The sequence below is a fragment of the Pseudomonas californiensis genome (genome assembly GCF_021147775.1).
GTDB classification, from domain to species: Bacteria; Pseudomonadota; Gammaproteobacteria; order Pseudomonadales; family Pseudomonadaceae; genus Aquipseudomonas; species Aquipseudomonas californiensis.
Genome location: NZ_JAGTPK010000009.1, coordinates 188,978 through 211,601 on the forward strand (window position 1 = coordinate 188,978; position 22,624 = coordinate 211,601).

The window sequence follows — 22,624 nt, forward strand, 5'->3', positions numbered from 1 at the left end:
GAGTTTTCTGTGCGCTTTCTACCGGTCAACCTGGACGCCCTGCTCGTCGAATTGAAGGATCTTGACGAGACCCTGGCCTTGTTCGATGCCCTGACGGCGGAAACCATTGCGGGCGTGAAGGAGATCATTCCGGCCGCCCGCACGCTGCTGATCCAGTTCCGCCCCAGCGCCATCGAGCGTCAGGCGCTGGTCAACCGCATTGCGAGTCAGGACATCAGCCAGCGTCGCGAGGGCGAACACCGTCGTGTGGAAATACCTGTGCATTACAACGGTGAAGACCTCGAGGAGGTTGCCACTCTGCTGGGGATCAGCCGCAGCGAGGTCATACAGCGTCACACGGCTCATGATTACAGCGTGGCGTTCTGTGGTTTCGCTCCCGGCTTCGCCTACCTCAACGGCGGTGCCGGTTTCCAGGTGCCCCGCAGGCAGACTCCGCGTACCCGCATACCGGCAGGCGCTGTGGCACTGGCGGGGGATTTCAGCGGCGTCTACCCGAAAGCCAGCCCGGGCGGATGGCAGATCATCGGTGTCACGCCTTTGCAGATGTGGGACCTGAACCGTGCCGAACCCGCCCTGCTTCGTCCGGGCTACAAAGTGCGCTTTACCGATGCGGGCCCGCTTCCCGCAGGCGGCCTGCCCTCACCCACAGCGCCGGCTCGCGCCCAGGCGCCAACGGGTGACTGGCTGGAGATTCTCAGCCCCGGTCTGCACAGCGTTCTGCAGGACATGGGACGGCCCGGCCAGACCGGTCAGGGTGTCTCGCGCTCCGGCGCACTGGACCTCGGTGCCTTGCGGGCTGCCAACCGTGCCGTTGGCAACCCGTCGGACGTGGCCTGCATTGAATCGGTGCTCGGCGGTTTGAGCTTCGTCTGTCATGGCCGTGCCGTGATCGCCGTGACAGGCGCGCATACCCCGGTGACCGTAATCAGTGCCAGCGGGCTGCAATGGCAGGCCGCCAACTATCAGTCTGTCGAGCTGGACACGGGCGACCGTGTCACCTTGGGCGCACCCATGGCCGGGCTGCGCAGTTATCTGGCGATTCGGGGCGGCTTCGAGGTCACGCCAGTGCTTGGCAGCCTCTCGACCGACACCCTGGCTCAGGTCGGTCCACCGGCGCTCGCCGCTGGCGACCAGCTGGGTTTTGCGACGCTGACCCATGGCGCCAGCGTATCGCTGAACGAAACACCGGCATTCGAGCTGCCGACTTCCGCCAATGTCGTCACCCTTGATGTGGTCATGGGGCCACGCACCGACTGGTTTACCGAAGAAGCCATCGAGCGTCTGAGCAGCCAGCTCTGGCGTGTTACCTCACAATCCAACCGGGTCGGCATTCGGCTGGCCGGTGAAACCCCGCTGACGCGCAGCAACCATCAGGAGTTGCCCAGCGAAGGCACCTCCGTGGGCGCCATTCAGGTTCCGGCCAGCGGTCAACCGGTGCTGTTTCTGGCCGATCATCCGTTGACCGGCGGCTATCCGGTCATTGCGGCCGTCGCCAGCTACCACCTGGACCTGGCGGGTCAGATACCGGTCAACGCGCAGATCCGCTTCAATCCTGTAGAGGGCTTCAGCGACATTCAGCCCAGCCCGCACGTCCCTCTTTCAACTGCCGATGCGAAGAACAATTCATGAAAAAATTATTGATCGCCAACCGTGGTGAAATCGCTGTCCGCATTGCCCGCGCCTGCCGCGACTATGGCGTCCAATCTGTCGCGGTCTACGCCGACGCAGACATTGACGCCGTGCATGTTAGACAGGCCGATGAAGCCTTTTCTCTGAACGGCCAACGCCCGGCAGAGACTTATCTGGACATCGAAAAACTCCTCGCCATCGCCAAGCGCAGCGGTGCCGATGCGGTACACCCAGGCTATGGCTTTCTGTCGGAACGCGCCGACTTCGCGCGGGCTGTGATCAATGCCGGGCTGATCTGGGTCGGCCCCAACCCGGAAACCATCGACGTGCTGGGCGACAAGGTAGAGGCACGCAAGCTGGCGCAACAGGTCGGTGCACCGCTGGTGGCGGGAACGCCTGGTCCGGTAGAAAGCGCAGCCGAAGTGCTGGCGTTTGCCGAGCAACACGGTCTGCCGATTGCTATCAAGGCTGCGTTCGGTGGTGGCGGACGCGGCATGAAAGTCGCCTGGCGTCTGGACGAGGTGGCCGAACTGTTCGCCTCCGCCGTGCGTGAAGCAGAAGCGGCATTCGGCCGTGGCGAGTGTTTTGTCGAGCAGTTCCTCGACCGCCCTCGGCACATCGAAGCGCAGATCATTGCCGACAAACACGGCAAGGTGGTGGTGGTCGGTACGCGTGACTGCTCACTGCAGCGGCGCAACCAGAAGCTGGTGGAAGAAGCCCCCGCGCCGTTCATCAGTGACGAGCAGCGTCAACGTATTCATCAGTCTGCCCACGATATCTGCGCCAAGGCCGGTTATGTCGGTGCCGGTACGGTGGAATTCCTGCTCAGCCAGGACGGCACCCTGTCCTTCCTGGAGGTCAATACCCGCTTGCAAGTCGAGCACCCGGTCACCGAAGAAACCACCGGCGTCGACCTGGTGATCGAGCAACTGCGCATTGCCGATGGGTTTCCGTTGTCGTTCAGCGAAACCCCAACGCCACGTGGCCACAGCTTCGAGTTTCGTATCAACGCAGAGGATGCGGGCAAGGGCTTTTTGCCTACGCCGGGCCTCATCAGTGAGTTCCTGCCGCCCTCTGGCCCCGGCGTGCGCCTGGACAGCGGCGTGATCAGCGGTTCGAGCGTTCCCAGCACCTTCGATTCGATGATGGCCAAGCTGATCGTGACCGGGGCCACTCGCGAACAGGCGATCACTCGTGCTCGCCGCGCCCTGGCCGAATTCAGGATAGAAGGCATCGCTTCGGTGCTGCCGTTCCACCGGGCTGTGATGGACCACGACGATTTCACCGGTGCGGATCGATTTGCCGTGCACACCCGCTGGATCGAAACAGACTTTGCCGAGCAGATCACCCTTGCGCCACGCAGTGCAGTAACGGCCGACCCTGACGTGCTGCGCACCTTCGTCGAGATCGATGGCAAGCGTCACGAGCTGGGCCTGCCGGCTGCACTGTTACGCGGCGTCAGCATGAGCGCTCCGGGCACTGCCGGCGAAAACACGGCGCCCGCTCAGGTTGCCGATCCGCAGGCCATTTTGACCCCTGTTGCCGGGAATTTGCATACCTGGGTGGTCGAAGAAGGTGAGTCCGTCAGTGAAGGACAAGTCATCGCGGTGATGGAAGCCATGAAGATGGAAACATCGGTATTGGCCCCCTTTGCCGGTGAAGTACACATTGCCAAACACGCCGGCGCTTATTTTGAAGCAGGCGCTGTGATCGGCCGTATCAAACAAACAGGTTGATTCAACACAGTTCCAATTGCCAGGCACTGCGCGCAACGGAGTAACACTCCAGTTGCCGCGTACTGCCGGCAACGGCAACAGACCCTGTTAATCAAGTATTAACACTTGCAAGTCGCATGACCCTTACTGTTTATCAAGTTTCGTTTATCGCCATGCTTTAGTTGTAACGCTGCGACGTTCTCGGCGCAGCGGCAATTGTGTACCCACAATAACGAACCACCCAACAATAAATCTGCCGTTATCTGGAGCATAAATAACATGCTGAACCACAAGGTTTTTGCAATGGCGGGAACGTGCGCGCTGATTTTCCCATTGTCGGCATCCGCCGACTTCATTGGCGACAGCAAGGCAAGTGTGGAATTGCGTAACTTCTACTTCAATCGGGACTTCCGTAACGGGCCACCTACCGCCCAGCGTGATGCGGCAGCAGAGTGGGCACAAGGCGCCATGTTGCGAATCGAATCCGGTTATACCGCGGGCACACTGGGCCTGGGCATCGATGCTGTGGGCATGCTCGGCGTCAAACTCGACGGTGGGGACGGCTCTGGCGGCACGGGGCTGCTGCCCGCTGATCTGAGTTCACGGAACGGTCGTGGCTCACAGGATGAATACTCGAAACTGGAGCTGACCGCCAAAGCGAAGATCGCTCAGACAGTGCTGAAAGTCGGGTCCCTCGCTTTCCGTACACCCGTGGTCTCAAGCAATGACACCCGTTTGCTGCCCGCAACGTTTGAGGGCGCCATGCTGGTCTCCAAGGACATCGACAAACTGATGCTGCAAGGCGGCAAGCTGGAACAGATCAAATTCAACAGCTCTTCCGATTACCAGGACTTCACCGGCAATCGCATCGGCGGCGTCAGTGACGACTTCAACTTTGCCGGCGGCACTTACAGCTTCAACAAGGCCCTCAGCACCAGCCTCTATTACGGCAACCTCGAGAATGTCTATCGCCAGTACTTTGGTGGTGTTGTCTATGAGATCCCCCTTGCCGAACGGCAATCGCTGAGGTTCGACCTGCGTTATTCCAGGAGCACCGAGGACGGCAACTTCCGCGCCCTCGATAACCGAGCTGCCAACGGCATGGTCGCCTACACGCTGGGGGCGAACGTGTTCTCGGCAGCCTACCAGCGCATGAGTGGCGACGACCCCTTTCCTTACATTGCCAACAGCGACCCCTACCTGGTCAACTTCGTACAGATCAACGATTTTGCCAACACTCAGGAACGCTCCTGGCAAGTGCGCTACGACTATAACTTCGCAACGTTGGGTATTCCGGGCCTGACGTTCATGAGCCGTTATGTCAGCGGTGACAATGCGCTGGTCGCGGGCAGTAATACAGGCAAGGAGTGGGAACGCGATACCGACATCGGTTATGTCATTCAAAGCGGCTCGTTGAAAAACGTGGGCGTCAAACTTCGCAATGCAACGGTGCGGTCAAACTTCGGTAACGATCTGGATGAAACCCGATTGATCGTCAGTTACACGCTCGCCCTGTGGTAACGACGGCGGTCTGCTAACGCCTGTCTCCCTCTTCGCCTGAAACCCATGCCGCAAGGCAGGCTTTCGTGCGCCTTGATGCTGACTGTTCAAGGGCTCCAGCCCCTGTGCAGCCAGCATCAAGATACTTGCGAATACGTCATTTACCTGTGCATGCCCGGAGCGTGAGCAATGACCCCTCTCAAATTCAATCAGAAGATATTGCTGATCGCTTCATTGGTGATCATGACCTTGTTTTGCGCGTTTTCTGTATTGAATGATGTTCGTCTGCGCGACGACAACACACAAAAACTAGAGCAGAACACCCGCGCCCTCGCCGCTTCCATGGCTCATGACATTCAGAACTGGCTGGATGGACGGCTGACCTTGATGAAGGGTGTCGCGCAATTCATGGGCCAGACACCCTCGGGAGTAAATCTGCTCGCCAGTTTGCAGAACAAGGTGCTGATGGAGCAGTTCATCGCAGGCTATATCGGCCTGCAGGATGGCAGCTTTTACATTTATCCACCTCGTGAAATGCCGTCCGATTACGACGCACGTCAGCGCCAGTGGTACAAGGACGCCATTGAGCACGGCAGCGCCATGACCGAACCCTATGTCGGTGTCGGGATCGACTACAGAATCATCACTCAGGCGGTCGTCATCCCTTCCGGTCAGCAGACACTGGGTGTTCTGGGCGCCAGCCTGAAGATCGAGACGATTTCGCAGACACTCAATGTTCAGGCATTCGACGGCGGCGGTTATGCGTTTCTGGTCAACAAGGCAGGCAAGATACTGGTTCACCCCGACAAGGCGCTGATTGGTAAAACCCTGTCCGATCTTTTTCCGGGCAACACGTTGGCGCTGAGCGATCGCCTGGTTGAAGCCACCGCACTGGAGGGTCCCACGTTCACGTTATTTTCGCCGATCAAGGGTCTGCAGTCGCAAAACTGGTACATCGGTATTGTTCTGGACAAACAGGCCGCTCTGGCAAGCGTCTCGGCGTTCCGCAATTCGGCCATCATTGCCACTGTCGTCGCAGGCCTCGCCACGCTTTTGCTGCTCGGCTTGCTGATCAGGGTGCTGATGAGGCCGCTGCACGCCATCAGCCATGCCATGGAAGACATCGCGATGGGCGATGGCGATCTGACGCGACGTCTGTCGATCCTGTCGAAAGACGAATTCGGGCAACTGGCAGCCAGCTTCAATCGCTTCAGCGGCCGGATCCACGTCTCTATCACCGAGGTGTCATCCACCACCGATGCGTTGAGCGAGGCTACACGTCGCGTGTTATCGGCATCCAACTCATCGGTGGAAAAATCGGAACACCAGTCGGGCTACACCACCAGCGTGGCTGCAGCAATCGAAGAACTGGGCGCCGCAGCTCAGGAAATCGCATCAAGTGCGTCTGCAGCCTCGAAAGGCGCGTCCCATGCCAGGCGACAGATCGAGTCGACCTGCGCGCTGGTGGAGAACACCGTCATGTCCATGAGTCGCTTGCAGGACAACATCGAACTGACTCGCTCGCAGATCGAAGACCTCAACGCGAAAAGCGCCAACATTGGCAAGGTTCTGGAGGTCATTTCGACGATCTCCGGCAAGACCAACCTGCTGGCCTTGAACGCTGCCATCGAGGCGGCCAGGGCTGGGGAAGCAGGACGCGGATTTGCCGTAGTAGCCGATGAAGTCCGTAGCCTCGCCCATCACACCCAGAACGCAACGGAGGAAATCCGTGCCGTGATCGACGCCCTGCAAACTGGGGCAATGCAGGCTGCCCAGACCATGCTGCACAGCCATGAAATCGGAAACCAGAGCGTGTTGGTGGCGGGCCAGGCTGGAGCGAGTCTGCTGACCGTGGTGTCAAGCATCGGCGAGATTGACGAAATGTGCATGACTGTCGCTGCCGCCACCGAAGAGCAGACCAATGCGGTCGCGCAACTGACCCGGGATGTGCACGAAATCAGCCAGTTGAATCGCCAGACCACGGACAACCTGGGTTCAACGCTCAAGGCGTGCGGCGAGCTGGACGCCGAAGCCGGCCGGCTCAGGAGTCTCGTAGCGACGTTCAAGCTGTAAGACACTGCACAGCGGGCCTGATACGCGACGCGCTGCTGCGCTGCTTTCACCCGACCATAACCGCTTCACTCAACGGACGATGACGCATGAACGCTACCGCCAACACCCTTGAACATTACCTCTACGCGAAAGACGGCAACCGGCCCGACCTGCTGCGACAGTGCTTCACGGCTGACGCTACGCTGGAAATGCGGGTCCACACCGATACCATTTCGTTCCCGTCACAGGTCAGCGGTCGACCTGGCATCGCCGCCACGCTGGTCAGGGATTTTGGCCAGCGTTATGAGAACGTCTATACGTTTTACGTTGGCGCACCGCCGCAACCTGGGGTTGCGCGCTTTGACTGCAAGTGGCTGGTGGGCATGTCGGTCAAAGAAACCGGCGAGTTACGCCTGGGCTTTGGCGAGTATCAGTGGCGCTTCTCCCTGGAGTCAGGCCTCGCGGAGCATCTGAAAATCACCATCGATGACATGCAGGTGTTTGCGCCAGATACGCTTGAGCCTGTCATGGACTGGCTGCAGTCTCTGACTTATCCATGGTGCCTGCCTGAACATGTGCTGACAGGTATACCGCCAATCAGCTATGCCAACAGCATTGCGGATTACTTTGCCCAGTGATCTGACTGCAGGGCCTGGTGCATCGCGCACATTACCCCGTGAGCGAAACGCGCAATGCTGGCTGGAAAGGTCACCACAACGGGGCGAATCTGGCTGCTCTGGTTGTTACAGTGCACTACATCCGTGCAGCGCACTGGGTGACTGCTTCCCACTTTTGCAGGCTGAAGATACGGCCCGGGACCGAAAATCCGCCTGCAAGCCCCTGAATAAAGCGTTACGCGGTATCTGGTCCAGATTCTGCATTATCCAGACACCGCTCCCCGCGGTATTCGTTTCCCCCAATGCCTGAATGGCAAAGGGTGGCCCAGCCCCAATGATGCGGCTGCGGCCTACAAGCGAAACGATCTTCACTCGTCCAGCCGACAGCGTCGTCGGTACATGGAATCAGGCCCACCCTTCCCGCCTGCATTTCATCCAGACTGCCCCCATCATGAGTCCAACGCCTTTCAGGTCGCCTTGCGGCTGCCTGCAAGTCGATCCTGTGATGCCGCGCCGGTCTGGTTTCAGGAGCACACCGCATGGCTATCAACCGTCGCACGTTCCTTCGCTCAACAGCGATCTCCGCCGCTGCGCTTTCGGCGATGAGCTTCAAGAGCTTTTCAGCCTTTGCAGCTGAAGACGCTATCAATATCGCTTCGCTGTACGACAGCTCTGGCGGTCTGGACATCTATGGCAAACCGATTGTCGACGCCCTGACATTCGCCACCGAAGAACTCAACGCTCAAGGTGGCCTGCTCGGTCGCCCGCTGAATCTGATCAAGTACGACACCCAGTCGAACATGCAGCTGTACGCACAGTACGCGCAACAGGCAACCCTGAAAGATCGTGCCGCAGTGGTGCACGCCGGCATCACGTCGTCCTCACGCGAAGTGGTGCGCCCGGTGCTGGACCGTTACAAAACGTTGTACTTCTACAACAACCAGTACGAAGGTGGCGTCTGTGACCGCAACTTTTTTGCCACTGGCGTAACCCCTGGGCAAACCGTCGAAAAACTGGTGTCCCATGTCACCGGGAAATGGGGCAAGAAGGTCTACATCGTTGCAGCCGATTACAACTATGGGCAGATCGTCGCCGCCTGGGTGAAGAAGTATGTCGAGCAGGCGGGCGGCTCAAGCGTTGGTATCGAGTTTTTTCCGCTGGACGTGACCAACTTCGGCGCGACCATTTCCAAGATTCAGGAAGCCAAACCCGACTTCGTCTGGTCGGCCCTGGTGGGCGGCGCGCACATGTCGTTCTATCGCCAATGGAAAGCCGCAGGCATGACGGGCAAACTGCCTATCGCCTCGACCACCTTCGCGGGCGGTAACGAGCATATCGTGCTGTCGCCCGAAGAGAGCAACGGCATTCTGATCTGCCAGAACTATGTGCAGGAACTGCAAACCCCGCTGAATACCGCCTTTGTCGAACGGTTCCACACGCGTTTCGGCAGCGACTATCCCTACATCACTGAACTGGCCATGGGCGCTTACCAAGGCATGATGCTGTGGGCCGAAGGTGTGCGCCGCGCGGGTTCCATCGAGCGGATGGCGGTCATCGAGGCGCTGGAAAAAGGCGTCAGTCTGGACCTGCCAAGCGGCAAGGTCAGCGTCGACCCGGCAACCCACCACTGCATCCTCGACGTGCACATTGCCGAAGTGCGCGACCGTCGCCTGAACGTCGTCCAAAGCTTTGCCCAACAAGCGCCCTCTGACACCGCCGCCGTGTGCGACCTGGTGAAGAACCCGCGTGATGCGAAGCAATACAGCATTGCGCTGTAAGGAGGCTGACATGGATTGGGCTGCAATTTTCTCGCTGCAAATACTGGGCGCCATCGCCACGCTGGTGCTGTTGAGCATCGGCCTGGCGGTGGTGTTCGGGATGATGAAGATCATCAACCTGGCGCATGGCGAATTCATGATGCTCGGCGGCTATGTGGCGGTGTTGGCCACCCACACGCTGCACGTACCGATCTGGATTTCCATTCTGGTGCTTGCACCCGTGACGGTCGGGCTGTTCGGCATGCTGGTGGAGCGCCTGCTGGTGCGCCACCTCTACGGGCGGATGATCGACACCATGCTTGCCACCTGGGGGCTCAGCCTGGCGTTGACCGGCACCGCCACCATGCTGTTCGGTAACACCACGGTCGGCATCAGCTCACCGTTGCCAGGCATCACCGTGGGGGCTTACCAGACCAGCGGTTATGGGGTTTTTGTGATCGGCGTAGCCGTCGCGGTGTTGCTGGGTATGTGGGCGCTGCTGCGCTTCACCCACTTCGGCCTGTGTGCACGGGCCACCATGCAGAACGCCAAAATGGCCGCTGCGCTGGGCGCCAATCCCGGACGCATCTACAGCCTGACCTTTGGTCTTGGTGCTGCGCTGGCCGGGCTCGGTGGTGCAGTACTGGCGCCGCTGACCGGGGTTATCCCGACGCTGGGCGCAAGTTACATCGCCAAAGCATTCATCACGGTGATCGGTGGGGGCAGCGCGGTCATCACCGGCACGCTCAGTGCGGCGGGCGCTTTCGGCGTCGTCAGCCAAGTGGTGACGTTTCTCAGTACCCCGGTGTTCGGCGAGGTCGCCCTGCTGCTGGCAGCCATTGTGCTGATCCGCGTTCTGCCGCAAGGCATCACCGGGCGTTTCTTCCGGAGGGCCTTCTGATGCCTGTCACTTTTCCTCGTTGGCTGCCCTTGCTCGGCTGTGCGCTGGCTGCCGTGCTGGTGGCGGTATTGCCGCACTGGCTGGATCTGTTCACCCTGCTGTCGCTGACCATCTATCTGGTCATGGCGTTGCTTGCACTGAGCCTCGCGTTTATCTGGGGGTTCGGCGGCATTCTGTGTTTTGGTCAGGCGGCGTTCTTTGGTCTTGGGGCCTACGCCTATGCCATTGGCGTGATCAACCTCGGTGACAGCACGTGGCCGGTGTTGCTGGCCATCGTCGTACCGGCGCTGTTTGCTGCCGCCATGGGTTACTTCATGTTTTATGGCGGCATCAGCGATGTGTATCTGGGGGTAATCACGCTCGCCGTAACATTGATTCTGTTCAATGTCATGAACTCGACATCAGGCAGTGAATACCACATCGGCAGCGCGCTGCTGGGCGGTTTCAATGGCATCCCGGCAATTCCCACACTGAATGTGCCGTTCAACCCAGAGCAAGTGCTGGAACCCGAAGCGCTGTTCCAGGTCATCGCTGCAACCTTGATCCTGTGCTACCTGGGGTTGCGGGGGCTGCTCGCCAGCCGTTTCGGCAAAGTCGTCGTGGCCATCCGTGAAAACGAACAGCGTGCCGGTCTGCTGGGCTATGACACACGTCTGCACAAACTGATCGTGTTCAGCCTCGGCGGCGGTATTGCTGGCCTCGCAGGTTGCCTGTTCGCCAACTGGGGAGCGTTCGTCAGCCCTGGCGTGTTCGGCCTGGCGCAGTCTGCGCAGATCATCATCTGGGTGATCGTCGGCGGGCGCGGCACGCTGTTCGGCCCAATCATCGCGTGCATTGGCCTGCAAGCGCTGATGGCCCGCCTGGGCCAGCAGCAAAGCATCGACAGCAGTCTGGTGCTGGGCTTGATTCTGTTGGCCTTCGTCATGTTGCTCCCGCGCGGGTTGCTGCCAAGCCTGACTTCGCTGACGTCGCGTCTGTTCAATCAACGCACCGCCCCGACAGTCCCTGACCCACAGGAGCGCGTTGCATGAGCATTCTTCTGCAAACACAAGGCCTCGGCGTCAGCTTCGGCGGCGTGCATGCGGTGAAGTCCGTGGACTTTGCCCTTAAACGCGGCGAACTGCGTTGCCTGATTGGCCCGAACGGCGCTGGCAAAAGCACGTTCTTCAAGCTGCTCAGCGGCCAGTTGAAACCGACCCACGGCACCTGTGACTTTCAGGGGCAGCGCATCAGCGGTCTGGCGCCACACCGCATCGCTCGCCTTGGCATCGGCATCAAGACTCAGACCCCGAGCGTTTTCGACGGGCTTGATGTGCTCGAGAATCTGCGTCTGGCCGCCAGCCGGGTGCAGACCAAAAGTCAGGCGCAGCAGACCGCTGAACAGACCCTGGAACGTATAGGTCTGGGCGAGCTGCGTCACCGTCTGGTTGGCGACCTGGCGCACGGCCAACGTCAGTGGGTTGAACTGGGGATGATTCTGGCATCGCGGCCCACGCTGGTGCTGCTCGACGAACCGGCTGCAGGTATGACCTATCAGGAGGTGCGCAAGACCGCCGCATTGATCAAAGAGATCAACGCACACAGCACGGTGGTGGTGGTTGAACACGACATGGAGTTCATTCGCCTGATCGCAGGCACGGTCACCGTGTTCAACCAGGGCGCCGTGCTGGCACAGGGCAGTTTTGCCAATGTCACCCAGGATCCTGCGGTCCGCGAGGCATACCTGGGCAAACAGGAGATCAAACATGCTTGAAGTCAACGGTTTGTGCGCAGGCTATGGCCGCGTGCCTGTGCTACGCGACATTGCCCTGAGCAGCCCCGCCAATGCCTGCATTGGCGTGTTGGGCCGCAACGGCATGGGCAAGACCACCCTGCTGCGTGCGCTGATCGGTGAGTTGCCGACCCGCACGGGCAGCCTGCACTTCGGCGGGCAGGACCTCACCCGTGCCGCAGCTCACCAGCGCGCCCGGGCCGGTATCGGCTACGTGCCGCAAGGCAGACAGATATTTCCGTTTCTCAGTGTTGGCGAAAACCTGCGCATGGGTTGCGTCAAGGACTTCGCCGGCGCACACGCGACCATCGAACGGATCCTGGACTACTTTCCGCGCCTGCAACGCTTGCTTGATCAGCCGGGTGGCGCGCTGTCCGGAGGGGAACAACAACTGCTGGCACTGGCCCGCTGTCTGTGCGGCGACCCCAGACTGATACTGCTCGATGAGCCCACTGAAGGCATCCAGCCCTCCATCTGCGACGAGATCATCGAAACACTGCAACGTCTGCGTCGCGAGCAGGGTCTGGGAATCATTCTGGTCGAGCAGGACATCGAGTTTCTGACTGCCCTGGCGGATCGCATCCTGATCATCGAGAACGGCCAACTGGTCGAAGAAGTCGACCCCTCCTGCACCAGCGCCGAAGCCCTCGCCGAGCGCTTCATGGGCTTCCACTCATAAGGATTTTGCGACATGTCCATTCAACGTCCCACCCAGGCGGAGCTCGCTGCCACCGGGCACCAACTGGGCCTGCACATCGAAGCGCCATTGCTGGCCGAGTACGCCGATATCCTCGAAGCGGTCTGGAAAGACTATGACCTTCTTGAGCAACTCGCCGTACCACCAGCAAATATCAGATACCCGCGCACTGAAGGTTATCTGCCCACCCCGGCCCAAAACCCGTACAACGCCTGGTATGTACGCACCGACCTGCAGGGCGCTGCCGAGGGCAAGCTGAGCGGCAAGCGTCTGGCCATGAAAGACAATATCTGTCTGGCAGGCGTGCCCATGATGAATGGCTCCTCGACCCTGCACGGCTACGTCCCTGATATCGACGCGACAGTCGTCAGCCGCGTGCTGGATGCCGGAGGGTTGATCCTCGGCAAGGCTCACTGCGAGTTTTTCTGTGTGTCCGGCAGCAGCCACACCAATGCAACGGGCGCGGTGCACAACCCACGCAATCCCGGCCATTCAACTGGCGGTTCGTCATCCGGGTGCGCGGCGCTGATTGCCGCCGGTGAAGTCGATCTGGGCATCGGCACCGACCAGGGCGGCTCGGTGCGCATCCCGGCGGCCTATTCCGGTATCTATGGCATAAAGCCCACCCACGGGCTGATCCCCTACACCGGTATCATGCCGATCGAAATGACCCTCGATCATGCCGGGGTGATGAGCGCCAACGTGGCCGACAACGCCCTGTTGCTGGAAGTGCTGGCAGGTGCCGACGGGCTCGATCCCCGACAGGATCGTCATATGCCGGTGCAGCCCTATACCCAGGCACTGGGCAAGGGCTTGAAGGGCCTGCGCATTGGTGTGGTCAGCGAAGGGTTCGGTCATGTCAATTCCGAGGCCGATGTCGACGCGGCAGTACGTCGTGCCGCCGGACTGTTCGCCGAGTGGGGTGCGGTGGTCGAAGAGGTGTCGATCCCGCTCCATGCCCTGGGCCATGCGATCTGGACGCCGATTGCCGTGGAAGGTACCACCAAGCTGTTGCAAGGCTACAATTACGGCTCGAACTGGAAGGGTCTTTATGTGGAGAGCCTGATGCGTGCGCAGGACGACTGGCAACAACAGGCAGACACGTTCCCTCACGACCTTAAAACTTGCCTGCTCGCCGGTGAGTACGCCCATAAACGCTACTCGGGTCAGTATTACGCCAGGGCGCAGAACGCCGCTCGCCAACTGCGCGCGGCCTACGACGAGCAACTGGCCCGCTTCGATCTGCTGCTGATGCCGACAGTGCCGATGAAAGCCCCCAAACTGCCCGATGCAGACGCCAGCGCGAGCACCTGGGTCGTCCGCGCCCTGGAGATGAACGCCAATACTGCGCCCTTCGACGTGACCGGACACCCGGCCATATCGATCCCTTGTGGGTTGGCGCAGGGGTTACCGGTAGGCCTGATGCTGATCGCCCGCGACTACGACGAAGCTACGCTTTACCAGGCTGCCTATGGCTTCGAACAACAGATTGACTGGGAAAGCCTGACGTCATGAAGACCCACGACTACAAAGTCGGCCTGTTGTTTTCGGCCTGCAGCCTGACCGCGGCCTCTGAAACCACCCAGGCCAATGCCACCCACCTGGCCATTGCCGAGGTCAACGAGGCTGGCGGCGTGAATGGCCGGCCGCTGGTGGCCATCGACGGGCATCCCGGCGCAGACCCAGCCGACTACCGGGAAAGCGCCTTGCGCCTGTGCGATGAGCATCACGTGCAGGTGCTGTTCGGCACGCACATGTCGAGCACCCGGAAGATGGTGCTGCCGGTGGTCGAAAGCCGCCGTCGTCTGCTGTTCTACCCAACGTTGTATGAGGGCTTCGAGTATTCGCCGTACTGCTACTACACCGGTTCGGCGCCCAACCAGAACTCTTTGCAACTGGCCCGCCACGTACTGCAGACGTATGGCGGACGGGTACTGTTCGTCGGCGGTTCCTACGTCTACCCGTACGAATCGAATCGCATCATGCGCGAGCTGTTCGAGCAGGCAGGCGGAGAGATTGTCGATGAGATCTACCTGCCCTTCCATGCCACGACCGAAGACTTCGAGCGGGTCATGCAGCGGGTACGTGAGACGTCGCCCGATGCGATCTACTCGACCATTGTCGGGAGTGATATTCCGCCGTTGCACCGCGCTTATCGGCAAGCAGGCTTCGACCCGGCCGTCGTGCCGATTGTCAGCCTGGCCACCAACGAGGTCGACGTGCTTGCCATGAGCGCCGAGGAAGCCGAAGGGCATGTGTCAGCGGCACCGTGGTTTTCGACCCTGCAAAACCCTGCGAGTCAGGCCTTCGTCAGGCGCTATCGCGAACGTTTTGGTGAACAGGCACCGATCACAGCCGGAGCGGAAGCCGCGTACTTCCAGGTGCATCTGTTTGCTGAGGCTGCGCGCCGATCCGCTGATGACTCGGTGCAGGCGCTGCGACATGCCCTTGCCGGGGCTCGCTTCGATGCGCCGCAAGGCCCGGTACAAATTGACGCCCAGACCCAGCACACCTGGCTATGGCCGCGTATCGCCCGCCTCGACCATCAGCGCCGGTTTCGGTTAGTGCTGGAGAGTACCGAAGCGGTGCAGCCCAGTCCCTACATGGTCGATTATCAGATGGACGTGCAGGCATGAAGCGCCGGAGGCCGATATGACCAGCACCCCTGCTCTGCTGAGGGAACTCAAAGGCCTGCGCGTGCTGGTCGTTCACCCTCAGGATGGAGAGGCCCACATCGTGCTGGATCAGTTGCAGCGCATCGGCTGCATCGTTGAACAGTGCTGGCCCGTACCAACAAGGCTGCCTGACGCGGTCGATGTGGTGCTGCTGGCCGTTGAAGTCAGTCAGCGCAGCAACACGCTGGCCTTGATCGCAAGCCTCAATGAACAGGCACCGCCGATCATTGCCGTGGTGGGCTACGAGAACCCTTCGATGCTGCAGCTGGTGCTTGAAACCCAACCTGCGGCAATCATCGAGCGCCCGCTGCGCCCATTCGGCCTGCTGACCCAGTTGTTGATGGCACGCGCGGCCTGGCGGGCACGCATCGACATGCTCGCCGAACTGCGCAAGCTGCAGAGCCGACAACCTGCGGTCTCGAAGATCTCGATGGCCAAGGCGCTGCTGATGGCGCGCCATCATCTGGGCGAAAACGACGCCCACCGGCGTCTCCAGCGCGAAGCCATGGCAAGCCGCACCAGCATGGAAGCCATCGCCCAGCAAATCATTGATGCCGGTTTGCTTGCCGAATCCGACTAGCAGCGCCAATACTCACAAGAATACGAGGTCAACCATGCAAGGATTTACCTTCAGCAGCACTGCCCATCTGATCTGCGCCACTGGCGCTGCCGCAAGCCTGGCTGAGCATTGCACGGCTCGAGGTGCACGCAACGTTCTGCTGGTCACCGACGCGGGTATCCTGCGCCATGGCCTGCTCGACAGCGTGCTGCCGGGCTTCGCCAACAGCGGTATCAATCTATCGATTTACAGCGACGTGCTGGCTGATCCGGCAGAGGACCTGGTGCTCGCGGCAACCGCGCAGGCGCGGGCAATTTCAGCGGACCTGATCGTCGGTTTTGGCGGCGGCAGCTCCATGGACACAGCAAAACTGGTCGCCTATCTGGCGCATCCCCAACAGCAGCAGGGCCTGAGTGATATTTACGGGGTCAACCAGGCTACCGGCGCAAGACTGGCGTTGATTCAAGTACCGACCACCGCTGGCACCGGCTCGGAAGTCACACCTATTTCGATCGTGACCACCGCCACCGGCAAGTCCGGCGTGGTCAGCCCGCAGTTGCTGCCGGACCTGGCGATTCTCGACGCGCAGTTGACCATTGGCCTGCCCGCAGCGGTGACGGCAGCCACGGGGATCGACGCGATGGTGCATGCCATCGAGGCCTATACCAGCAAACTCCGTAAAAACCCGCTCTCTGACTTGTTGGCCCGTGAAGCACTCAAGCTGCTGTCTGCCAATCTCGAGCGCGTGGTGGCAGTACCTGATGACCTTGAGGCACGCCAGGCGATGTTGCTGGGGGCGTGTCTGGCTGGCCAGGCATTTGCCAACGCGCCGGTAGCCGCCGTGCATGCGCTGGCGTACCCGCTGGGCGTCAGTTTTCATCTGCCCCACGGCCTGTCCAACGCTCTGGTGTTGCAGCAAGTGCTGCGCTTCAACCTGCCTTCTGCTCAGGCGTTGTATGCCGAACTCGCTCCGCTGGTGCTGGGTGATCGGCTGCAGCCGGGCGATGCGGCTCAACAGTTCATTGATGAGCTGCAACGTCTGCATGTGGCCACCGGCCTGCCGCTCAGCCTCAAAGAGGCTGGCGTGACCCGCGAGAGCCTGCCGGAACTTGCCAGCAGCGCCATGCTCCAGCAACGGCTGCTGGTCAACAACCCGCGACCTGTGACAGAGGCCGATGCGCTGGCGATCTATACCGCAGCCTTTTAAGCAGAGGCCTTTATCGAGCAGTGTCGAAACGGAACGAAGCACCGTACGCCGACGCTGGCAAATGGTTCGAACCGTCAGCCCGCAAACGTGACCGAAACGTGCCGCGTTGCGGTTCGGTGCGGTAAAGGCCCCGCTTCTGCAGCTCAGGAATGATCAGCTCGACGAAGTCTTCAAGGCTGCCGGGGCTGATCAGCGGATTAAGCATGTAGCCAGTGGTGCCCGACACGCGGGCATGCACCTCGATGCGCTCAGCAATCTGGTGCGGCGTGCCGACCAGGATAAGGTCGCTGCCCCGGGTGACTTTGGCGAATCGCTGTTTGACGTCACCGGCGGTCAACGGCTTGCCACTGCCGTCGGGACGCATCACATAGGAGGTCATGCCTTCAGTGTGAGTCGACAGCGCATCACTGTCCGCGTAGCGACTGATATCGATGCCGGTATCGCCCGCGTAACTCACCAGTTGGGCCTGCAGGTGATAGTTGCTTTGCAGCTCATCGTATTTTCGCTGTGCCTCGATTCCGGTTTTGGCAGTGACAATGCGCAGTACCGTGAGCGCCTTGACATCTTCAGACTGACGACCACGAGCCTCGGCCTGAGCCCATATCTGCTCAAGTCCCTGGCGTATCTCCAGCGGATCGGATTTGGCGACAAAGATCAGCTCGGCGTGCTTGGCTGCAAACTCCCTGCCCCGCCCTGACCAGCCTGCCTGAATCAGCAACGGTGTGCGCTGGGGCGAGGGAGACGTCAGGTGCGGCCCGGCAACTCGGTAATGTTCACCCACGTGATGAATCGGGCGTACACGATCACCTTGTGCATAGAGTTGACGAGCCTTGTCGGCGACCACTGCGTCGTCCGCCCAGCTGCCTTCCCAGAGTTTGTAGGCGACATCCAGAAACTCTTCAGCGCGTTCGTAGCGTTCATCGTGCCTGATCATGTTTTCCAGGCCGAAGTTTCGGGCGGCACTGGAAAGATACGAGGTGACAATGTTCCAGCCGACCCGGCCATTGGTGAGGTGATCCAACGTGCTGAAGCGCCGGGCGTGGGTGAATGGATGTTCATAGCTGGTCGTGACGGTCACGCCGAACGCCAGGTTTTCCGTCACGGCGGCCAGCGCCGGAATGATCATCAGCGGGTCATTGGCCGGTGCCTCTACGGCCCATTTCATGGCGGCATCGGCGTTGCCGCCAAACACGTCGTAGAAACCCAACACGTCGCCGAAGAACAACATGTCGAGATGAGCCTGATCGGCAATGCGTGCCAGGTTTGACCAATAGCTCAGCGAGTTGATCGAGAGTCGTTCATCGGCCGGGTGCGTCCAGAGGCTGGGTGCGCCTCCACAGCCAACACTTGCTTGCTCATACAGGGCAAACCACAGCGGTTTCGGATCGGACATGATATTTCCTGGGGGGCAAGTCATCTGGACGGTGCGCGGCGGCGCAAAGGCGCCGAGCAACCGGTGGTTGCTGCCAGACCAGGAGATAACAACGCGAGAGGTTTCAGCAGCCGATGTCCTGATCAGGCGAAAAATCCGGGCGGATTAGAACGCACTCCAAAAACGCTGTGTACGGGTTTAAAAGCATAAAGGGCTTGATTCGAGCTATATGGCTCGTGGTCAGCCCTGATTGAGCTGCCGCGCTGCACGAACCTGCTGCTCCGCCCCATTGATGTGCCAGCCATCATGCTGCGCGGTCCGTTTGATCACCGCTCACATTCGGGATTCGTGACAGACATCACCGTTTCACCCAGCCGCTGCGATAGTTACCACGTCGCCGCCCGCGTCGAGATACATTGGCCGGCTTTCAACATCCCGCTGACCCACCCCACACGCCTTCGGGCCTTCCAGGACATATTGCGCATGGCTGCCTCCAACAAGTGGCTGATGTCGTCGGTTGCTTACTACCTTGATTTCTTCACCATTCCCCTGTTTGTGATTCTTGCTCTATGCATTGCGCCCTTCCATCCCGTTCAGGCCTTCGCAGGGCTGCTGACCTGGTCGTTACTTGAATACGGGGTGCACCGTTTCCTGTTTCACTCGCTGTACCGCAAGGAGCACTGGACCCATCACGTGGACGTACTGGCCTATATCGGCGTTTCGAGCTGGAAGACCAGTTCGGCCTATGCCGTACTGCTGCTGCTCGCCTGGCCCACCGGGCTGACCTCGGCGTTCATCGGTCTGGTCGTTGGCTACTTTTGTTACATCAGCGTGCATTTCGTGATGCATCGCCCTCGGCATCCGGCCTTTCGGTTCATCACCGGGCTGGTCGCCAATCATGACCTGCATCACCGCAAGGGCATCGAGAAGAACTTCGGCGTTTCCTCGCCACTCTGGGATCATGTGTTTCGCACCTACTTGCGAGCTGATGCCATTGAAGCCGCTGTCAAACGTGCCTGACTGACCGTCGCTTCACAGCGCAGCGGCACGATGGAGGGCGCCTGGCGCAAATCCGCCGCCCACCTCGACTCAACCTCACCAGCCATGCCGAGAGGCAGCGTCAAAAATATTCATAATTGTTAATAAAGAAAAGACTTCACAAGATTGGATCATCGGAGGAATATCCGTCCCGCACGCATAACGCCCTGACAATAAAACCAAACAGGATATTCCTCATGCAGCGCTTGATTTCACAGCCCGCCAAAGGGCTGCTGTTTGTTCTGCTTTCCTTTGCTTCTTGTATCCACGCTGCACCCCTGCCGCCAGCGACTGAGGGCGACTGGGTTGCGCCGGAATTCACCTTTCATACCGGTGAAAAGTTCGCCAACCTGAAGTTGCACTACACCACCCTGGGTGACCCGAAGAACCCCGCCATTCTCTTTCTGCACGGCACCTATCGGCCCGGCAGTGACATATTGAGCAAGGACTTCGGCGGAGAGCTGTTCGGACCCGGCCAGCCGTTGAGCGCGAGCAAGTACTACATTATTTCGACCGATGGCATTGGCGTAGGCCAATCGAGCAAACCTTCGGACGGTCTGCGCACAAAATTCCCTGAATACAATTACACCGATATGGTTCAAGCACAGTATCGGCTGGTCACCGAAGGTCTGGGGGTCAAGCACCTGCGCCTGATCATTGGTAACTCCATGGGCGGCATGCAGACCTGGATGTGGGGGCAGACCTGGCCGCACATGATGGACGCGCTGGTGCCCATGGCCTCCCAGCCTACTGCAATGTCCTCGCGCAACTGGATGATGCGACGACTGCTGGTGGAGTCGATCAAACAGGACCCGGCCTGGAACAATGGCAACTACACCAGCCAACCGCCTTCTCTACGCCTGGCCAACGCAATGTTCAGTATCGGCACCAGCGGCGGCGCGCTGGCCTATCAGGCGATTGCTCCGACGCGTGCGCTGGCCGACAGGTTTGTGGATGAGCGGCTCAACACCCCGCAGACTTCGGACGCCAATGACTTCATTTACCAATGGCAGTCATCAGCCGACTACGACGCATCGCAAGATTTGAGCAGGATTCAGGCGCCGGTATTGGCCATCAACTCGGCAGATGATGAACGCAACCCTCCCGAAACGGGGCTGTTGGAGGCCTCGTTGCGCGAGGTCAAGAACGCGAAATTGCTGTTGATCCCTGCCAGCCCCGACACACGCGGCCACGGCACCACCAGCATGGCAAAGTTTTACAGCAAGGAGCTGGAGCAGTTCATGCAGAAGACCGAAAAGGGTCGCGTGGCGGGCAACTGACGACGCAAGGATGCAGGGGGCGCTGCCTCCTGCATTCCGGCTTCCGTTGCGCAACGCTCGCTTTTTGCCAACCCGGTCTGACAGACGAACGCCTCAAACCGTCGAAAAAATACCGTAAGCCGCCGCAAACATATTGCCAGGATCATAGGTGTTCTTGATCACCTTCAACCTGTCCAGATTGTCGCGGTAGAACAACCGCGCACGGGGTGCGCATTCAAGATCAAGGACGGCAGGATAACCGCCGTAAACGCTCGAAGGCTTGATCTGTTGCCTGGCTTTCATTATCCATTCGTGACCCTGCTCAGCCGCATCGGCGTCCTCAGGATCCCAACTGGCCACGATCTGCATATTGTAGTGATTGCGCCTTAGAGGAAACGCTGTTGCATGTACATCCACATCAGCGGCGAGTCCATGAAAATCATGAAGCATGATGCAATAGCGCGGTGACGGCGCATCACGAGCCAACTGAATGATTGCATTGATGACCTCTGTTTCAAGCCTGGAAATATTGTACGCATCCATCCTGTAACCGCGTCCAGGCGGCCAGAGTGCATCGCCACTTTCATCGAATATCTGCTTGTACTCCATCCAGGCCTTTTTTATCACTTTCACCTCAGGCAGCTTCTCGATGCGCATTGAATAGCTGGCGCCGCGTTCCTCGTCATCTGCCCACAATAATTCAAGCAATAGCCCGAAGCCTGACTCTGGAACATCGGTGATTGACGAGAAGATGCTCAGATCGCTGCCCGCTTCATCCAGAATTTTTTGCACCTCGTGCAACGCAGCCCGGGCGCACTCAAGCGGGACGAAGAACACGCCGCTGAGAACCTTGACGACAGGGAATATTTCAAACTGCATGGCCGTTACCACGCCAAAATTTTTCCCGGCGCCGCGCAATGCCCAGAACAGATCAGCATGGTGTTGCTGGCTGGCGATCACTTTCGAACCGTCCGCCAGAACAACCTCTGCTTCCCGCAACGCGTCTGCAGCCAGACCGTACCGATAGTTGAGCTTTCCATAACCGCCTCCCAGGGCGAGTCCGGCAACACCTACCTTGGTGTGGACCCCTGCCACAAATGCTGAGCCTGATGGAAGACCGCCTAGTGCGTCTTTGACAAGCGCTCCGCCCCCTACGTTGAGTCGGTTGGGCTCCGTGCCTGCTTCCACGCTATTCATCTTGCGCAGATCCAGCGTCATGCCGTTAGGGCTGATGGCTCTGCCGACCCAGTCATGGCCGCCACCAAGTACCGAAACCTTCAATTCAGCGGCCTTGGCGATTCTCACAGCAGCCTGCACATCCTCGCAGGATGCGCATTCAACCAGCACTGCAGTGCTTGCGCGGGCGCTGCCGTTCCATAGTCCCCGATGCAGATGCTGCTCGGCCGAGTCGCCCAATTGATATTTTCCCGCCAAGTGCAACTCGAGGTCATCCAGTAGGGATGGGAGCATGAAGTATTCCCTCGTCAAATAGTGACTTATGGTGGTGTGAACGCCCGTGTCATCGAATGTTCAACACCACTTCGGCATCGTCTCTGGCGCAATGCCCATAAATCCTGTGCGGCCAGGCGTTAGCATATGATCATGCAAGCATGTTGGGGATTCCATGACCATCCGGACACCCATTCCACCGACATCCGGACACTGATTCCACGCTGATCCGGACACTCATTCCACAAGCATCCGGACACCGATTCCACGGCCATCCGGACACTTTCAGGCAGGCAGCAACGCGGGACTATTCACTACTATCGACCTCTTTTTTCGAAGCGAAGAGGTCGTCGTGGAGCGTTTATCCATGCGTAAAATCCGAGAGGTACTACGCCTAAAGTTCGACGCCGGCCTGTCCGTGCGCAA

General features: G+C 59.7%; 18 protein-coding genes. 16 read left to right on the forward strand and 2 right to left on the reverse strand.

The window, feature by feature from the left end:
• Positions 1-9 precede the first annotated feature (9 nt).
• The 14 genes from KDX37_RS11560 to KDX37_RS11625 all read left to right on the forward strand — a co-directional run bounded on the left by KDX37_RS11560 (position 10) and on the right by KDX37_RS11625 (position 17,080).
• Positions 10-1,629 (forward strand): 5-oxoprolinase subunit B/C family protein, encoded by a 1,620-nt coding sequence (locus KDX37_RS11560; protein ID WP_231652832.1) that lies wholly within the window; start codon positions 10-12, stop codon positions 1,627-1,629.
• Positions 1,626-3,365, forward strand: a complete 1,740-nt coding sequence (locus tag KDX37_RS11565) for an acetyl/propionyl/methylcrotonyl-CoA carboxylase subunit alpha (RefSeq protein ID WP_231652833.1) — start codon at positions 1,626-1,628, stop codon at positions 3,363-3,365. Before KDX37_RS11560 ends, KDX37_RS11565 begins: the two co-directional genes overlap by 4 nt.
• 258 nt (positions 3,366-3,623) lie before the next feature.
• Positions 3,624-4,865: an OprD family porin gene (locus KDX37_RS11570; protein WP_231652834.1), complete on the forward strand. Its 1,242-nt coding sequence runs from the start codon at positions 3,624-3,626 to the stop codon at positions 4,863-4,865.
• 168 nt (positions 4,866-5,033) lie between these two features.
• Positions 5,034-6,917 carry a methyl-accepting chemotaxis protein gene (locus KDX37_RS11575; RefSeq protein WP_231652835.1) on the forward strand — a complete coding sequence of 628 codons (1,884 nt, stop codon included), beginning with the start codon at positions 5,034-5,036 and terminating at the stop codon, positions 6,915-6,917.
• Positions 6,918-7,003: 86 nt separating this feature from the next.
• Positions 7,004-7,534: a nuclear transport factor 2 family protein gene (locus KDX37_RS11580; protein WP_231652836.1), complete on the forward strand. Its 531-nt coding sequence runs from the start codon at positions 7,004-7,006 to the stop codon at positions 7,532-7,534.
• A 518-nt stretch (positions 7,535-8,052) separates the two neighbouring features.
• Positions 8,053-9,291 carry an urea ABC transporter substrate-binding protein gene (locus KDX37_RS11585; RefSeq protein ID WP_231652837.1) on the forward strand — a complete coding sequence of 413 codons (1,239 nt, stop codon included), beginning with the start codon at positions 8,053-8,055 and terminating at the stop codon, positions 9,289-9,291.
• Between the two features lie 10 nt (positions 9,292-9,301).
• Entirely contained in the window at positions 9,302-10,171 is an 870-nt protein-coding gene (locus KDX37_RS11590; protein ID WP_231652838.1) for an ABC transporter permease subunit, read from the forward strand.
• Positions 10,171-11,202 carry an ABC transporter permease subunit gene (locus KDX37_RS11595; protein ID WP_231652839.1) on the forward strand — a complete coding sequence of 344 codons (1,032 nt, stop codon included), beginning with the start codon at positions 10,171-10,173 and terminating at the stop codon, positions 11,200-11,202. Before KDX37_RS11590 ends, KDX37_RS11595 begins: the two co-directional genes overlap by 1 nt.
• Positions 11,199-11,924 (forward strand): ATP-binding cassette domain-containing protein, encoded by a 726-nt coding sequence (locus KDX37_RS11600; protein WP_231652840.1) that lies wholly within the window; start codon positions 11,199-11,201, stop codon positions 11,922-11,924. Before KDX37_RS11595 ends, KDX37_RS11600 begins: the two co-directional genes overlap by 4 nt.
• Positions 11,917-12,621, forward strand: coding sequence for an ABC transporter ATP-binding protein (locus tag KDX37_RS11605; RefSeq protein ID WP_231652841.1), 705 nt, complete (start codon positions 11,917-11,919; stop codon positions 12,619-12,621). The genes KDX37_RS11600 and KDX37_RS11605 overlap by 8 nt, the downstream gene beginning before the upstream one ends.
• Before the next feature lie 12 nt (positions 12,622-12,633).
• Positions 12,634-14,154 (forward strand): amidase, encoded by a 1,521-nt coding sequence (locus KDX37_RS11610; protein ID WP_231652842.1) that lies wholly within the window; start codon positions 12,634-12,636, stop codon positions 14,152-14,154.
• A complete protein-coding gene (locus KDX37_RS11615; protein WP_231652843.1) occupies positions 14,151-15,275 on the forward strand; it encodes a transporter substrate-binding domain-containing protein in 1,125 nt (374 codons plus the stop codon). Before KDX37_RS11610 ends, KDX37_RS11615 begins: the two co-directional genes overlap by 4 nt.
• 16 nt (positions 15,276-15,291) lie before the next feature.
• Positions 15,292-15,894 carry an ANTAR domain-containing response regulator gene (locus tag KDX37_RS11620; RefSeq protein WP_231652844.1) on the forward strand — a complete coding sequence of 201 codons (603 nt, stop codon included), beginning with the start codon at positions 15,292-15,294 and terminating at the stop codon, positions 15,892-15,894.
• A 34-nt stretch (positions 15,895-15,928) separates the two neighbouring features.
• Positions 15,929-17,080 carry an iron-containing alcohol dehydrogenase gene (locus KDX37_RS11625; RefSeq protein ID WP_231652845.1) on the forward strand — a complete coding sequence of 384 codons (1,152 nt, stop codon included), beginning with the start codon at positions 15,929-15,931 and terminating at the stop codon, positions 17,078-17,080.
• Positions 17,081-17,090: 10 nt separating this feature from the next.
• On the opposite strand, the gene KDX37_RS11630 is transcribed toward KDX37_RS11625, so the two are convergent.
• On the reverse strand, positions 17,091-18,473 hold the full coding sequence (locus KDX37_RS11630; RefSeq protein WP_231652846.1) for an LLM class flavin-dependent oxidoreductase: 1,383 nt from the start codon (positions 18,471-18,473) through the stop codon (positions 17,091-17,093).
• Positions 18,474-18,935: 462 nt separating this feature from the next.
• Between KDX37_RS11630 and KDX37_RS11635 the strand changes: the two genes are divergently transcribed.
• Both KDX37_RS11635 and KDX37_RS11640 read left to right on the forward strand, forming a co-directional pair.
• Positions 18,936-19,472, forward strand: coding sequence for a sterol desaturase family protein (locus KDX37_RS11635; protein ID WP_231652847.1), 537 nt, complete (start codon positions 18,936-18,938; stop codon positions 19,470-19,472).
• 215 nt (positions 19,473-19,687) lie between these two features.
• On the forward strand, positions 19,688-20,770 hold the full coding sequence (locus tag KDX37_RS11640; RefSeq protein ID WP_231652848.1) for an alpha/beta fold hydrolase: 1,083 nt from the start codon (positions 19,688-19,690) through the stop codon (positions 20,768-20,770).
• Positions 20,771-20,863: 93 nt separating this feature from the next.
• On the opposite strand, the gene KDX37_RS11645 is transcribed toward KDX37_RS11640, so the two are convergent.
• On the reverse strand, positions 20,864-22,219 hold the full coding sequence (locus KDX37_RS11645; protein WP_231652849.1) for an FAD-binding oxidoreductase: 1,356 nt from the start codon (positions 22,217-22,219) through the stop codon (positions 20,864-20,866).
• Between the last annotated feature and the right edge of the window lie 405 nt (positions 22,220-22,624).

Coding starts and splice junctions, on each gene's coding strand:
- KDX37_RS11620 (WP_231652844.1), top strand. CDS start 15,292: ATGACCAGCACCCCTGCTCTGCTGAGGGAACTCAAAGGCCTGCGCGTG.
- KDX37_RS11615 (WP_231652843.1), top strand. CDS start 14,151: ATGAAGACCCACGACTACAAAGTCGGCCTGTTGTTTTCGGCCTGCAGC.
- KDX37_RS11640 (WP_231652848.1), top strand. CDS start 19,688: ATGCAGCGCTTGATTTCACAGCCCGCCAAAGGGCTGCTGTTTGTTCTG.
- KDX37_RS11590 (WP_231652838.1), top strand. CDS start 9,302: ATGGATTGGGCTGCAATTTTCTCGCTGCAAATACTGGGCGCCATCGCC.
- KDX37_RS11585 (WP_231652837.1), top strand. CDS start 8,053: ATGGCTATCAACCGTCGCACGTTCCTTCGCTCAACAGCGATCTCCGCC.
- KDX37_RS11570 (WP_231652834.1), top strand. CDS start 3,624: ATGCTGAACCACAAGGTTTTTGCAATGGCGGGAACGTGCGCGCTGATT.
- KDX37_RS11630 (WP_231652846.1), bottom strand. CDS start 18,473: ATGTCCGATCCGAAACCGCTGTGGTTTGCCCTGTATGAGCAAGCAAGT.
- KDX37_RS11610 (WP_231652842.1), top strand. CDS start 12,634: ATGTCCATTCAACGTCCCACCCAGGCGGAGCTCGCTGCCACCGGGCAC.
- KDX37_RS11645 (WP_231652849.1), bottom strand. CDS start 22,219: ATGCTCCCATCCCTACTGGATGACCTCGAGTTGCACTTGGCGGGAAAA.
- KDX37_RS11565 (WP_231652833.1), top strand. CDS start 1,626: ATGAAAAAATTATTGATCGCCAACCGTGGTGAAATCGCTGTCCGCATT.
- KDX37_RS11605 (WP_231652841.1), top strand. CDS start 11,917: ATGCTTGAAGTCAACGGTTTGTGCGCAGGCTATGGCCGCGTGCCTGTG.
- KDX37_RS11595 (WP_231652839.1), top strand. CDS start 10,171: ATGCCTGTCACTTTTCCTCGTTGGCTGCCCTTGCTCGGCTGTGCGCTG.
- KDX37_RS11580 (WP_231652836.1), top strand. CDS start 7,004: ATGAACGCTACCGCCAACACCCTTGAACATTACCTCTACGCGAAAGAC.
- KDX37_RS11635 (WP_231652847.1), top strand. CDS start 18,936: ATGGCTGCCTCCAACAAGTGGCTGATGTCGTCGGTTGCTTACTACCTT.
- KDX37_RS11575 (WP_231652835.1), top strand. CDS start 5,034: ATGACCCCTCTCAAATTCAATCAGAAGATATTGCTGATCGCTTCATTG.
- KDX37_RS11600 (WP_231652840.1), top strand. CDS start 11,199: ATGAGCATTCTTCTGCAAACACAAGGCCTCGGCGTCAGCTTCGGCGGC.
- KDX37_RS11625 (WP_231652845.1), top strand. CDS start 15,929: ATGCAAGGATTTACCTTCAGCAGCACTGCCCATCTGATCTGCGCCACT.